The following is a 13,429-nucleotide window of genomic DNA, read 5'->3' on the forward strand; positions in this document are numbered from 1 at the left end:
ATATGAAATTAAGTTTAAAGAAAAGAACTAGCGTAAAATCTAAAAGAAAATCAGCAGGTATAAATTTGATGCCTTTTTTTGTTTGGGTTTCAATTTTTGCTTCAGCATTTACCCTTTTTATTGTCTATAAAATTACTGTCAGTGAAAGAAGTTTTTTTTCGATTAGTTTGTTTGCTTTATTAAGCGGAGTTATTATTGAGAGTTATAGGATTTCAAAGGATTGGAAAATTGTATTTTTTAAATTTATTGGTGCTTATGTTTTTAGTTTTATAGCTTTTTTGCCCAAAAAAAATGAAGTAAACTACAACATAGAATCGCACATTGAATTTTGGCTTCAAACAATTGTTATTATTTACGTAGTTATTTCTGCTATATTTTATAAAGAAAAGATTGTACAAAAGTTGACAGAAGGAATTACACTATTATTATCCTTGTCATTAATCTATTGGGTTTTAGATTACGGATTTATAAATATTGATTTTATTGTTGTAAAAATTCTTTTAATTGTAGGATTACTCTTTGCTGTTTACTCAATTTCTCACTCTTTATTTTATATGCCATTATCTAGGACAAGTAGACTTGTTTTAAGTATTTGGAGTTCAATAGTTGTTTTTGCATTTGCTTTAGATAACATTTTTAGAGTTTTTACAAATAAAAATATTGAAGATTCAGAATATTTTGCTGAAGGACTTCACATCGGAATACAATATTTTTTGTTAGGAATTTCAGCTATTTATATTTTGCAAAATTATTTTTTCCTTACAGACTTATTGCCTAGCAAAAACGGAAATTATAAGAAAGATTTGTTTCATGCAAAAAGCGAACATATTAAACGATTTTCTGATAGTCAAGTTTCAAGAAAAAATTCATTAATATGTATTTTATATTGTACCTGTCTATATTTTTTTAATGGCTATTATGATTTATTGCCAAGGCATACTATGATTTGGTTAGTTATTTTTAGCTTTCCAGTATTTGTTGGGCTTTTTAATTATATAATGTCAAGAAGTAAGGTTGATTCTATTTCCCAATAGCATCATGCACTTGCACTGGATTTCCGTTATTCCACAAAGTTAAAATATCGGTTGCTACTGAAGCGCCACTTCCTGCGGCGATACTTAATTGACTTCTGTGTCCAGCCAAAACACCTGCTGTGTAAATACCTTCGGTAACCAAGTGGTCGGTATTTTTTAATTGGATTCTGTTTTTCTCAGGAGCAGCTTTTTGATGGGGAATTACAAACGATTCCAAACCTTCAATCGTAAAAGGATTTCCAGCTCCAATCGCAACAACTACAATTTTGGCTTGAAGCAAAGATTTGTTGGTAGAAACTGTGAAATTTCCTGCTTCACCTGAAATGGAAAGCACTTTTTCACCATGAATTTGTTGTACGTGCGGATACGAGTTGGTTAAGTGTTCCAAACTTTCTTCCAATAATTCACTTCCTAATTTTCCTGCGGGAATTCCATAAGCGTTATTAAAAATGGCATTTTGTAACGAAGACGCTTTTTGGTGGGCAACAATCGCAATTTTTTTATCCATTGCAAAAGGTTTGTTTTGAGCTGAACCCAAAATCAAAGCACACGAAACGCCTGAAACTCCAGCGCCAATAATTAAAACGTCGATCATTATTGTCTCGTTTTCTCTTCAATCATTTTTGAAAAGCGCAATAATACCAATAATAAGATGGCGCAAATTCCAGCTACAACACCGATGATGGCAATAGTACTATTTCCTTCAAACGGATTACTATAATCAATTTGAAAAAGATTAAAAACAATTAAAGCTAAAGCAATGGCAACCGCCACGTAAGTAAATATTTTCATTTCAATAAATTTCTAAATAAACAATCCTTTAACATTTGCGGCGAATAATTTTACAGCAATTGCCAATAAAATAACACCAAATATTTTACGAATAACACCTAATCCGTTAACGCCTAATAAACGTTCAATTTTTCCTGATGATTTCAACACGCCATAGACTACAACTACGTTGATAACAATTGCAATTATAATGTTTATTTTGTCATAAGCAGCACGAAGCGACAAAATAGTTGTCATCGTTCCAGCTCCAGCAATTAATGGAAACGCAATGGGAACAATAGAAGCCGTACTCGGATTGTCTTCTTTGTATAAATGTATGCCTAAAATCATTTCTAAGGCAAGAAAAAACAATACAAACGAACCAGCAACAGCAAACGAATTTGCATCAATACCAATTAATTTTAGAATTTCTTCTCCCACAAATAAAAAGGCAATCATAATCACAGCTGCCACAATAGTTGCTTTTTCCGATTGAATGTGACCCATTTTACTGCGTAAACCCACAATAATCGGAATGCTTCCTACAATATCAATCACAGCAAATAAAATCATGCTGATGGTAAAAATGTCTTTCCAATTAATTCCTAAATCCATAAAACACTGAATATTTGTGCAAATATAAGGATATTGAATGAAGAACGTTTTTAATTTAACGATACATTATCAATTGCAAGGGCAAAAATCAAGGACAAGTTCAAGTAATGTTAAGATTTAAACGCAAAGTCGCAAAGTTTTTTCGCAAAGAGCGCAAAGTAAAAAGTTAAACGTCTCGGTGTGTTTCGAATCAACGGAATAACTTTCAAATGAAATCTCGGGGAATCTTTATGTAAAAATAACTATTTATTAAATTTCTAAAATCATCAATCGTTAATCATCAATCCTAAATCATTTGCTATCTTTGCACTTTAAAATAAACCCAATATGTTTCAGTTAAATAAAACCATCGTTTCCGAAGAAATCTTAGAGAAAGAATTCGTTTGCAATTTGTCAGCTTGTCAAGGTGCTTGTTGTGTGGATGGCGATGCAGGTGCTCCTTTAGATGAGGAAGAAACCAAAATTTTAGCTGAAATTTTTCCAAAAGTAAAACCCTTTCTTCGTCCTGAAGGAATAAAAGCCATTGAAGAACAAGGAACGCACGTGGTTTCTGATTTTGGTGAATTAGAAACACCACTTATCGACGGAAAAGACTGCGCCTACGTGATTTTTGACGGAAAAACGGCACTTTGTGGAATCGAACAAGCCTACAATCAAGGGATTGTAGATTGGAAAAAACCAGTTTCTTGTCATTTGTATCCTATTCGAATTAAAGAATATTCGGACTTTGCAGCGGTTAATTACCACAAATGGCATATTTGCGATGACGCGTGTTCGTTAGGACAAGAATTAGGAGTTCCAGTATATCAATTTGTGAAAGAAGCACTAGTTAGAAAATTCGGACAACAATGGTTTGACGAATTAGACAAAGTAGCAAAAGAGTTGAAAAAATAATCTAATTTTTATGGTTCAAAAATCGTTGTGAGAGGTTGATTTATCAATCGCTTACAAGGTTTTAACAGTTGTTTTATTTGTTTTTAACTTATTGATTATCAATATTTTAAAAAACCTATATTAATTTACTGACAATTTTCAACTTTGTTAAAAACTTGCTCCAATTGTGAATAAGTTTGACTTTCATTTCTCGTTTCAAATGACAAACTTTGTAATCCCCAAATAAGTCAATTTAACCAATCATTAACATTTTTAAAATCAAATAGCTATGTCTATAGTGGAACCTATTTTGCAAGAAAATAAAGATCGATTTGTAATCTTTCCTATCAAACATCAAGATATATGGGAATGGTACAAAAAACAAGAAGCGTGTATTTGGACAGCAGAAGAAATAGATTTACATACCGATTTAAATGATTGGAACAATAAATTAAACGATGATGAAAAATATTTCATCAAACATATCTTAGCATTTTTTGCTGCGTCTGACGGAATTGTAAACGAGAATTTAGCGGAAAACTTTGTTAACGAAGTGCAATATCCAGAAGCAAAATTCTTCTACGGTTTCCAAATTATGATGGAAAACATTCATAGCGAAACCTATTCGTTGTTGATTGATACTTATGTAAAAGATGAGGTAGAAAAAAATCAATTGTTTCATGCCATTGAAGTGTTTCCAGCAATTAAAGAAAAAGCGGAGTGGGCTTTAAAATGGATTGAATCGGATTCATTCGCAGAAAGATTAATTGCTTTCGCAGCAGTAGAAGGAATTTTCTTCTCAGGTTCTTTCTGTTCTATCTATTGGTTGAAAAAACGTGGATTAATGCCAGGATTAACCTTTTCAAACGAATTAATTTCTCGTGACGAAGGAATGCATTGTGATTTTGCGGTTCATTTACATACGAATCACATCGTAAACAAAGTACCAAAAGCAAGAATTACAGAAATTATCGTTGACGCTTTACGTATTGAAAGAAAATTCATTACCGAGTCGCTTCCAGTGAGTTTGATTGGAATGAACGCTACTTTAATGACACAATATTTAGAATTCGTAACCGATAGATTGTTAGTAGAGTTAGGATGTGATAGAGTATATAATTCTTCAAATCCATTTGATTTTATGGACATGATTTCGTTACAAGGAAAAACGAATTTCTTTGAAAAACGTGTAGCAGAATATCAAAAAGCAGGAGTAATGAACTCTGATTCAGAATCAAGCAAAATTAGTTTTGACGCTGATTTTTAATCGGTGTACTAAAAGTAAATATATTTCCGTTAGAATTAGGAAGTAAAACTCAATTCAAAAAAAGATTACAAATAACCAGAAAGCAGGGAAGGGATTGTCTGATTTCAAAAAAACTAAAAAAGTATGTATGTAGTTAAAAGAGATGGCCATAAGGAGCCAGTAATGTTCGACAAAATCACAGATAGAATTAAAAAACTATGTTATGGTTTAAATGACAGAGTAGACGCTGTTAAAGTAGCCATGCGTGTTATTGAAGGATTGTATGACGGAGTAACTACATCAGAATTAGATAATTTAGCAGCTGAAACAGCGGCTTCTATGACAATTGCTCACCCAGATTATGCGCAATTAGCAGCAAGAATCGCTATTTCAAATTTACATAAAAACACCAACAAGTCATTCTCGGAAACGATGAGTGAAATGTATCACTATGTGAATCCAAGAACCAATCAAGAAGCGCCTTTGCTTTCAGATGAGGTGCACGAAGTAATTCAAGCCAATGCAGAATTTTTAGATTCTCATATTATATATACTCGCGATTTTAATTACGATTACTTTGGTTTTAAAACCTTAGAACGTTCGTATTTATTAAGAATCAACGGGAAAATCGTAGAGCGTCCGCAACACATGTTAATGCGTGTTTCGGTTGGAATTCACTTGAATGATTTAGAAGCAGTAATTGAAACTTACGAATTAATGTCGAAAAAGTTCTTTACACATGCTACACCAACATTATTCAATGCAGGAACTCCAAAACCTCAAATGTCATCTTGTTTCTTATTAACAATGAAAGATGATAGTATTGACGGAATTTACGATACCTTAAAACAAACAGCAAAAATCTCGCAATCAGCGGGAGGAATCGGTTTAGCTATTCACAATGTAAGAGCAACAGGTTCATACATTCGTGGAACAAACGGAACTTCAAACGGAATTGTTCCAATGTTACGTGTTTTCAATGATACCGCTCGTTACGTAGATCAAGGTGGAGGAAAACGCAAAGGAAGTTTCGCTATTTATTTAGAAACTTGGCATGCTGATATTTTCGAATTTTTAGATTTGAAAAAGAATACGGGTAAAGAAGAAATGCGTGCAAGAGATTTATTCTTTGCCATGTGGACTTCCGATTTATTCATGAAACGTGTAGAAGAAGATACAACTTGGACGTTAATGTGTCCAAACGAATGTCCAGGTTTAGATGAAATTTATGGAGAAGAGTTTGAAGCTTTATATCTTTCATACGAAGCACAAGGAAAAGGTAGAAAAACCATCAAAGCACGTGAACTTTGGGAAAAAATTCTTGAATCTCAAATCGAAACAGGAACACCATATATGTTGTACAAAGATGCAGCGAACAGAAAATCGAACCAAAAGAATTTGGGAACCATTCGTTCGTCTAATTTATGTACCGAAATCATGGAGTATACTTCTCCAGACGAAATTGCAGTATGTAACTTGGCTTCTATTTCTTTGCCAATGTTCATCGAAAACGGAGCTTTTAATCACGAATTGTTATATAACGTAACAAAACGTGTAACGCGTAACTTGAACAAAGTAATCGATAGAAATTACTACCCGGTTTTAGAAGCAGAAAATTCAAACATGCGTCACCGTCCAATTGGATTAGGTGTGCAAGGATTAGCTGATGCTTTTATTTTGTTGAGAATGCCTTTTACAAGTGATGAAGCTAAAAAAATAAACCAAGAAATTTTTGAAACCTTATACTTTGCAGCCGTAACCGCTTCTATGGAAATGGCTAAAGAAGAAGGACCATATTCAACTTTTGAAGGATCACCAATTTCTAAAGGAGAATTCCAACACAACCTTTGGAACATCAAAGACGAAGAACTTTCTGGTCGTTGGGATTGGGCAAGTTTAAGAAAAGAAGTAATGGCAAACGGAGTAAGAAACTCATTGTTAGTAGCGCCAATGCCAACTGCTTCAACTTCTCAAATTTTAGGAAATAACGAAGCATTCGAACCTTATACTTCTAATATTTATACAAGAAGAGTACTTTCTGGAGAATTCATTGTAGTAAACAAACACTTATTACATGATTTAGTAGAAAGAGGTTTGTGGAACGAAACGTTGAAACAAGAAATCATGCGTCACAATGGTTCTGTGCAAAACATTGCGCAAATTCCAGCTGACTTAAAAGAATTATACAAAACGGTTTGGGAAATGTCGATGAAAGATATTATCGATATGAGCCGCCAAAGAGGTTATTTCATTGACCAATCGCAATCGTTGAACTTGTTTATGCAAGATGCGAATTATGCGAAATTAACGTCGATGCATTTCTACGCTTGGAAATCAGGTTTAAAAACAGGAATGTATTATTTAAGAACAAAATCTGCGGTTGATGCGATTAAGTTTACTTTAAATAACGATAAAGTAGCGGCACCAATTGAAATACAAGAGCCAACTCAAAAAGTAGAAAGCATTGCTGTTGTAAGTGAACCAGTAGAAATGACAGCTGAAGAATACAGAGCCATGATTGAAATGGCAAAAAATGCTGGACCAGAAGATTGCGAAATGTGTGGTTCTTAATTAGGAATAGAATACAGAGAATATAACATAGAAAACAGCTGTCATTTGATGGCTGTTTTTGTTTTAAAAAATTGCGTTTCAATTCGTACATTTGAAAAAAATAAACAGATTATGTCAAAAGATAAAAAAGGGGTTCACACTGGAATTATAGAAAAAGACGCAGACGGAAACTATTTCTGTGGCGAATATTTATTGGATTACCAATACACAGAAAAAAACTTCAAACTAGGAGACGAAATCAACATCAAATCGGTAATCGTAAATCCGAGTGATAAAAGTTACAATCAGTATCCAAAAAAATCGAGAAATTTCTTTTTGGCTAACGAAAAAGAATAGTTTCTAAAATCTTCAATCTGAAATCACATGATGCAGTGGGAACAATTATTGTCTTTAAAAAGACAAGGCGACACCAGTAAACGTTTACGAAAAGAACAAGACGACACCCGTTTAGGCTTTGAAGTAGATTATGACCGAATTATTTTTTCTGCCGCTTTTAGAAGTTTGCAAGATAAAACGCAAGTCATTCCACTTTCCAAAACCGATTTCGTACACAACCGACTAACGCATAGTTTGGAGGTTTCTGTGGTTGGCCGTTCTTTGGGACGTTTAGTTGGGAAGCAAATTATTGCTAAATATCCGCATTTACAAGAAGTTCATGGTTATCAAGCGAATGATTTTGGTGCGATTGTGGCTGCTGCGGCATTATCTCATGATATTGGAAATCCACCTTTCGGACACTCAGGAGAAAAAGCAATTGGCGAATATTTCAAAACCGGAAACGGATTGCAATACAAAGACCAATTGACCGAAAAACAATGGCAAGATTTAATCGATTTTGAAGGAAATGCCAACGGATTTTCAGTATTAGCAGCTTCTCGTGAAGGAATTGAAGGCGGTTTGCGTATTTCGTATGCGACTTTGGGTGCATTTATGAAATATCCAAAAGAAAGTTTGCCTAAAAAACCAACACAAAAAATTTGTGATAAAAAATATGGTTTCTTTCAGCAAGACAAAGAATTCTTTGCTGAGGTTGCAAACGATTTAGGTTTGATTTCAAATAAATCAGTAAATGATATTAGTTTTGAACGCCATCCTTTAGCGTATTTAGTAGAGGCGGCTGATGATATTTGTTATACAATTATCGATTTTGAAGACGGAATTAATTTAGGTTGGATTTCCGAAGAATACGCATTAGAATATCTAATCAAACTAGTCAAAAACGGAATCGACACCAAAAAATACAACGAATTACTTACTAAAGAAGATAGAATTAGTTACTTGCGAGCCTTAGCTATTGGAAGTTTAATCAATGATGCGGTAGCGGTTTTTATGGATAACGAAAAAGCTATTTTGGCTGGAGAATTCCCGTTTGCCTTGATGGATAAAAGTCAGTACAAAGCGCAAATGAATGATATCATCCAAATAAGTATTAAAAACGTATATCAAAGTAAGGAGGTAATTCAGAAAGAAGTAATGGGTTATAAAATTATCAATAATTTGTTAGATGGTTTTTGTACCGCTTACAATAACAAAGTAAACGGCACCGCTTCAAATTATGATGAATTATTATTGAAATTATTGCCTGAACGTTTTCAGTTTCAAAAAGACAATCTGTACGACAGACTCTTACACATTTGTCACTTTGTATCGTTATTGACAGATGGTAAAGCTTTAGAATTATACAAAACTATTCAAGCAAATAAATGAATATGAAAAAATAATTCGTAAAAAATTTTTGATTTTCATGTAAAATGCTAATTTTGTTGCGATTGTAATAATTTAACCCCAATTTAACCATGAAAAAACAATTACTATTTTTACTTAGTATATTGCTCTTTTTTTCTTTTAGTTTTGGTCAGTCAAGTGCTGGTAAGAACAAAGAAAAAGAGAATAAATCTACAAATGTTGTAGCTGTCAATAAGTCATTGACAAAAAAGCAAGCCAAGGCGGTGAGAAAAATGCACGCCAAAAATTTAGCTAATTCTCCTTTTAAAAACACACTTCAACTTTCAAAAAACGAGAGAAAAGCAATGGGCATTCCTCCTAAGAAGTACTACGAAATGGAGTATGAGTTGACAATGAATCCTGAAACAGGTAAACCTACACCTGAAAAATTAATTCAATTAAGAGAGCAATTACAAAGAGAAAGACAAGAAGCTCTTGCAAATGGAAGAACTCCAGGAGATGCTTCTGATAACAATTGGGTTGAAAGAGGGCCCAATAATGTTGGGGGAAGAGTAAGAGCCATTATGTTTGATCCTAACGATGCAATTTTTAAGAGAGTTTTTGCAGGTGGAGTAAGTGGTGGATTATGGGTAAATAATGACATCACTTTAAATACTGCTTGGACACGAGTAAATATACCTGATAACCTAGCTATTTCTTCTATAGCATACGATCCAAATAATACTAATGTTTTTTATGTAGGTACTGGTGAGTCATATGTTGGTGGAGATGTAAATGGAGATGGCGTTTGGAAATCTACAAACGCTGGTCTTACTTGGACAAAGGTATTTGGCGGTATAACTGGCCCTACATCTTTTCAATCTGCTGCACTCGTGAGAATTAATTCTCCAACGCCACTAATTAATAATTATGCGTGTTATCCAACTACAGCATTTGGTGTTTTGTTAACAGCTGATTTATCTGGGGATATTGTTTTGGCTAATGATGGTAGTGGTGGCACTTCAACTCTTGGTTGTAATGGACTCACTAATGGGGCTCAAGTTTCAGGAAAAATTGCATTAATAAGAAGAGGAAGTTGTTCTTTTATACAAAAAATAAAGAACGCTCAAGATGCTGGCGCGATTGCAGTAATAATGATGAATAACGTAGATGGAACTCCTGTGCCAATGGGTGGTATAGAGACAGATCCAATTACAATTCCATCTGTTATGATATCTAAAGCTGATGGTGATGCTTTAGAATCCGCAATAGCATCTAATACCATTAATGTGACGTTAGTTGCGCCGCTTCAAGGACAGTTTACTGGGAATTTAGTTCCGGGAATTCAACATATTAATGATATCAAAATTAGAAATAATGGAGGTGTTTCTGAAATATATGTTGCTGCGGGAGATTCGTTTTATAGTAGCGCTAATGCAACGACATTTTTAGGAGGTCCTCAATATGGATTGTATAAGTCTGTAGATGGTGGTGTAACTTGGATAGAATTAAATTTATCTTTAACAGGTAATGGTAATAAATATTGTCCAAATAATATTGAAATAGGGTCTGATAATTCTATTTGGGTATCTACAACTAATAGTGTGGTTTATGGTGATGGAGGAGGAACTATATTTCAATCAACTAATGGTGTGAATTTTGTTCTAAAAAATTACATTCAAGACGCAGGTAGAACTCAAATAGCACTTTCTGCAAATAATCCAAATAAGATTTATGTTTTGGTACAAGATGGAGCAACAGGTGAGGCGGATATTTATCTTACTACTAATTCATTTACAAATTTAAACCCAGTTTCTGAACCTGCTGGTATCCATGGTACATCAGCAACTGATTTTTGTAGAGGTCAAGCTTTTTATGATTTGATGATTGAGGTGGATCCAACTAATGACGCAATTGTTTATATAGGAGGAATAGATATTCATCGTTCAACAAATAGTGGTGCTTCATGGCAAACAATATCAAAATGGTCATCAACATTTGGAACAGGGGTTTCAGTTGTGCATGCAGATCAACACGCAATGGTATTTAGACCAGGGAATGCTAATCAAGCAATTTTTGCACATGATGGTGGTGTGAGTTATGCATCGAGCTTATCTGCTGCTCCAACTTCTACATCTGTGATTGCAACAAGGGTTAATGGTTTGAATATAACTCAATTCTATAGTTTAGGTGTTGCTCCAACTCAAGCTGTTAGTGGAATGACTTTAGCAGGAGATTATTTTGCTGCTGGTGCACAAGACAATGGTACTCAGTATTTTGCAAATGCAACAGCTAATGTAAATGGTAGTACTCAATCTCAAGGCGGTGATGGTGCTTTTACTATGTTTGACCAGGGGGCTGATAAATATTACATTTCGAATTATGTGTACAATGAAAGCATAAACATTAGACCTCTTCCAGGATCGACTGTTACATCTAGAGCATTAGATAATGATAATGATCCCAATGTTAATAACGGAGCCTTTATAGCGCCAATGGTGTTAGATTCAAATAGAGATTTACTATATTCAGATTATTCTAATGGAACAACTTTTAGAATAAGAAGATATTCTAATATAAAATCTGGAACAATAGGTAGAACAAATTTAACAAATGCTTTATTAACTGCGCCTCCTACTGCATTTGCTGTTTCGCCATACACAACTACTTCAACTACCCTTTTAGTAGGTACTCGTTTAGGTAGATTGTTAAGACTAACAACTGCAGATGTAACTCCAGTATGGGCTGATATTTCAGGACCTTCATTTGTGGGTAGTATTTCTGATGTGGAATACGGTGCATCCAATAATGAAATTTTTGTAACAATGCACAATTATAATGTAGTAAGTATTTGGTATACAAAAGATGGTGGTGCAACTTGGTTGAACAAAGAAGGTAATTTTCCAGACATTCCTGTAAAAGCAATTTTGCCAAATCCACTTAAGAACGTAGGAGGTTTTGCAACTGAAGTGATCATTGGAACTGAGTTAGGGGTTTGGTTTTGTAACAACTTTGATACAGCAACCCCAGTATGGAGACAGTCTTATAATGGTATGAGTAATGTGAAAGTTACGGATTTAGACATGAGAAATGACAATATGGTTTATGCAACAACTTACGGAAGAGGCGTATTCTCAGGAATGTTTACTAATACAACACTTTCTTCGCTTGATTTTTCTCAGTCAAATAACATTAAGATGTACCCTAATCCAGCTACTGATTTAGTTAATATTTCTATCTCAAATTACGTTGGGGATTTAAAAGTAGATTTATTTGATATCAACGGAAGATTAGTTAAGACAAAATCAGTTGATTTTTCAGGTAACTATTCTTTGGATTTAAATGGATTAACTACCGGAGTTTACATCGTTAAATTGTCAGGTTCTGAGTTGAATTATTCAGAAAAGATTGTAATTAATTAGAGTCGTTTGTTTTTATATAATAAAGAGCCAGTTGAAAAACTGGCTCTTTTGTTTTGTTTAAAAGTAGATGATTTAGATTTTCTGTTTATGGAGATGGTTTTGTAATCTCTTTTGGTTAAGTACTTATAGTTAGTTTTGATTTATTTAAGTTGACACAGTTCAAACATAAGTAAATAAAAAAACCTCTCCATTGGAGAGGTTTTTAATATGTTTGCTAAATAAGATTATTAAGCTTCAAACGGAACTACAGATACATATGATTTGTTTTCCGCTTTCTTTTGGAATTTTACAACTCCATCAACTTTAGCATGTAAAGTATGATCTTTTCCCATGTAAACATTTTCACCTGGGTTGTGCTTAGAACCTCTTTGTCTAACAATGATGTTTCCAGCAATAGCAGCTTGACCACCATAAATCTTAACGCCTAAACGTTTCGATTCTGATTCTCTACCATTCTTCGAACTACCGACACCTTTTTTGTGAGCCATGATGTTTTGGTTTTATAAGTTAATAATAATTAAACAGCTTTACCACCGTTTAATTCATCTTGTAATTTTTTTAATTCGTCCATTTTACCATCTGCAGCTAATTGTGCTTGTTGAGCCCAAGTAGTTGGATCTAAATGTTGTACTTTTGAAGTAGATGCATCTAAAATAGCTTTTACTTCTTCAGCAGATGCAGCAGCTAATTTTGCAAATGTATCAATTCCTGCAGCTACTAATGCTTCAGCAGCTTTTGGTCCAATACCTTCTACAATAGCTAAATCATCACCTTTTTTAGAAATTTTTGCTTTTGGTGCTTTCTCTTCTACAGTTTCAACTAATTTTTCAGCCTTTGGTGCTGCTTCTTTTTTAGGAGCGGCTGCTTTTTTAGTTGAACCACTTGCTAAAATCCCCTCAATTAAAATTTGAGTGAATGATTGTCTGTGACCATTTTTCTTTTTGTAACCTTTTCTTCTTTTCTTTTTGAAAACGATTACTTTATCACCTTTTAAGTGTTGTAACACTTTGGCTTCTACAGAAGCTCCTTCTACAGCTGGGGCGCCTAAAGTTACTGTTCCGTTTTCATCTAATAAAAGAACTTTGTCAAAAGAAACTTTAGTTCCTTCTTCTGAAGCTAAACGGTGAACATAAACCTTTTGGTCTTTGCTTACTTTGAATTGTTGCCCTGCTATCTCTACGATTGCGTACATAACAATGATTTTAGTTAAAAATTTTAAGGTTGCAAATATA

General features: G+C 33.8%; 12 protein-coding genes. 7 read left to right on the plus strand and 5 right to left on the minus strand.

Annotated elements, in window-relative coordinates; translation table 11 throughout:
• Positions 1 to 2: 2 nt before the first annotated feature.
• A complete protein-coding gene (locus tag AAEO58_RS03915) occupies positions 3 to 1,034 on the plus strand; it encodes a hypothetical protein (protein ID WP_341682076.1) in 1,032 nt (343 codons plus the stop codon).
• Here AAEO58_RS03915 and AAEO58_RS03920 read toward each other — a convergent pair.
• Genes AAEO58_RS03920 through AAEO58_RS03930 form a run of 3 tightly spaced genes read right to left on the minus strand, consistent with a single transcriptional unit; the run spans position 1,021 to position 2,420 of the window.
• Entirely contained in the window at positions 1,021 to 1,629 is a 609-nt protein-coding gene (locus tag AAEO58_RS03920; RefSeq protein ID WP_341682077.1) for an FAD-dependent oxidoreductase, read from the minus strand. The genes AAEO58_RS03915 and AAEO58_RS03920 overlap by 14 nt on opposite strands.
• Positions 1,629 to 1,826, minus strand: a complete 198-nt coding sequence (locus tag AAEO58_RS03925) for a hypothetical protein (protein ID WP_133610133.1) — start codon at positions 1,824 to 1,826, stop codon at positions 1,629 to 1,631. Before AAEO58_RS03925 ends, AAEO58_RS03920 begins: the two co-directional genes overlap by 1 nt.
• A 12-nt stretch (positions 1,827 to 1,838) precedes the next feature.
• The gene (locus tag AAEO58_RS03930) at positions 1,839 to 2,420 is read right to left on the minus strand and encodes a MarC family protein (RefSeq protein ID WP_341682078.1); all 582 of its coding nucleotides are present in this window, start codon (positions 2,418 to 2,420) and stop codon (positions 1,839 to 1,841) included.
• A gap of 327 nt (positions 2,421 to 2,747) precedes the next feature.
• On the opposite strand from AAEO58_RS03930, the gene AAEO58_RS03935 reads away from it, so the two are divergent.
• The 6 genes from AAEO58_RS03935 (at position 2,748) to AAEO58_RS03960 (ending at position 12,197) form a co-directional block, all read left to right on the plus strand.
• Positions 2,748 to 3,314, plus strand: coding sequence for a DUF3109 family protein (locus AAEO58_RS03935; RefSeq protein ID WP_026725987.1), 567 nt, complete (start codon positions 2,748 to 2,750; stop codon positions 3,312 to 3,314).
• A 268-nt stretch (positions 3,315 to 3,582) separates the two neighbouring features.
• Complete coding sequence (locus AAEO58_RS03940; RefSeq protein WP_133610137.1) at positions 3,583 to 4,560, plus strand: ribonucleotide-diphosphate reductase subunit beta; 978 nt, start codon at positions 3,583 to 3,585, stop codon at positions 4,558 to 4,560.
• A 123-nt stretch (positions 4,561 to 4,683) separates the two neighbouring features.
• On the plus strand, positions 4,684 to 7,110 hold the full coding sequence (locus AAEO58_RS03945) for a ribonucleoside-diphosphate reductase subunit alpha (protein ID WP_341682079.1): 2,427 nt from the start codon (positions 4,684 to 4,686) through the stop codon (positions 7,108 to 7,110).
• A 111-nt stretch (positions 7,111 to 7,221) separates the two neighbouring features.
• On the plus strand, positions 7,222 to 7,446 hold the full coding sequence (locus AAEO58_RS03950; RefSeq protein ID WP_262319130.1) for a hypothetical protein: 225 nt from the start codon (positions 7,222 to 7,224) through the stop codon (positions 7,444 to 7,446).
• Between the two features lie 30 nt (positions 7,447 to 7,476).
• Positions 7,477 to 8,817 (plus strand): dGTP triphosphohydrolase, encoded by a 1,341-nt coding sequence (gene dgt, locus AAEO58_RS03955; protein WP_341682364.1) that lies wholly within the window; start codon positions 7,477 to 7,479, stop codon positions 8,815 to 8,817.
• A gap of 89 nt (positions 8,818 to 8,906) precedes the next feature.
• Positions 8,907 to 12,197, plus strand: coding sequence for a PA domain-containing protein (locus AAEO58_RS03960; RefSeq protein WP_341682082.1), 3,291 nt, complete (start codon positions 8,907 to 8,909; stop codon positions 12,195 to 12,197).
• Between the two features lie 227 nt (positions 12,198 to 12,424).
• Here AAEO58_RS03960 and rpmA read toward each other — a convergent pair whose 3' ends face one another.
• Positions 12,425 to 12,685, minus strand: a complete 261-nt coding sequence (gene rpmA / locus AAEO58_RS03965) for a 50S ribosomal protein L27 (RefSeq protein WP_008254927.1) — start codon at positions 12,683 to 12,685, stop codon at positions 12,425 to 12,427.
• Positions 12,686 to 12,714: 29 nt separating this feature from the next.
• On the minus strand, positions 12,715 to 13,389 hold the full coding sequence (rplU, locus tag AAEO58_RS03970) for a 50S ribosomal protein L21 (protein ID WP_341682086.1): 675 nt from the start codon (positions 13,387 to 13,389) through the stop codon (positions 12,715 to 12,717).
• Positions 13,390 to 13,429: the final 40 nt, after the last annotated feature.

The sequence above is a fragment of the Flavobacterium helocola genome, assembly GCF_038289885.1.
Taxonomy (GTDB): domain Bacteria; phylum Bacteroidota; class Bacteroidia; order Flavobacteriales; family Flavobacteriaceae; genus Flavobacterium; species Flavobacterium cheniae.

Excerpts from the sequence above, each read along its gene's own strand:
- AAEO58_RS03950 (WP_262319130.1), top strand. The coding sequence starts at position 7,222 with ATGTCAAAAGATAAAAAAGGGGTTCACACTGGAATTATAGAAAAAGAC.
- AAEO58_RS03925 (WP_133610133.1), bottom strand. The coding sequence starts at position 1,826 with ATGAAAATATTTACTTACGTGGCGGTTGCCATTGCTTTAGCTTTAATT.
- AAEO58_RS03935 (WP_026725987.1), top strand. The coding sequence starts at position 2,748 with ATGTTTCAGTTAAATAAAACCATCGTTTCCGAAGAAATCTTAGAGAAA.
- dgt (WP_341682364.1), top strand. The coding sequence starts at position 7,477 with ATGCAGTGGGAACAATTATTGTCTTTAAAAAGACAAGGCGACACCAGT.
- AAEO58_RS03940 (WP_133610137.1), top strand. The coding sequence starts at position 3,583 with ATGTCTATAGTGGAACCTATTTTGCAAGAAAATAAAGATCGATTTGTA.
- AAEO58_RS03920 (WP_341682077.1), bottom strand. The coding sequence starts at position 1,629 with ATGATCGACGTTTTAATTATTGGCGCTGGAGTTTCAGGCGTTTCGTGT.
- AAEO58_RS03915 (WP_341682076.1), top strand. The coding sequence starts at position 3 with ATGAAATTAAGTTTAAAGAAAAGAACTAGCGTAAAATCTAAAAGAAAA.
- AAEO58_RS03960 (WP_341682082.1), top strand. The coding sequence starts at position 8,907 with ATGAAAAAACAATTACTATTTTTACTTAGTATATTGCTCTTTTTTTCT.
- rpmA (WP_008254927.1), bottom strand. The coding sequence starts at position 12,685 with ATGGCTCACAAAAAAGGTGTCGGTAGTTCGAAGAATGGTAGAGAATCA.
- AAEO58_RS03945 (WP_341682079.1), top strand. The coding sequence starts at position 4,684 with ATGTATGTAGTTAAAAGAGATGGCCATAAGGAGCCAGTAATGTTCGAC.
- AAEO58_RS03930 (WP_341682078.1), bottom strand. The coding sequence starts at position 2,420 with ATGGATTTAGGAATTAATTGGAAAGACATTTTTACCATCAGCATGATT.
- rplU (WP_341682086.1), bottom strand. The coding sequence starts at position 13,389 with ATGTACGCAATCGTAGAGATAGCAGGGCAACAATTCAAAGTAAGCAAA.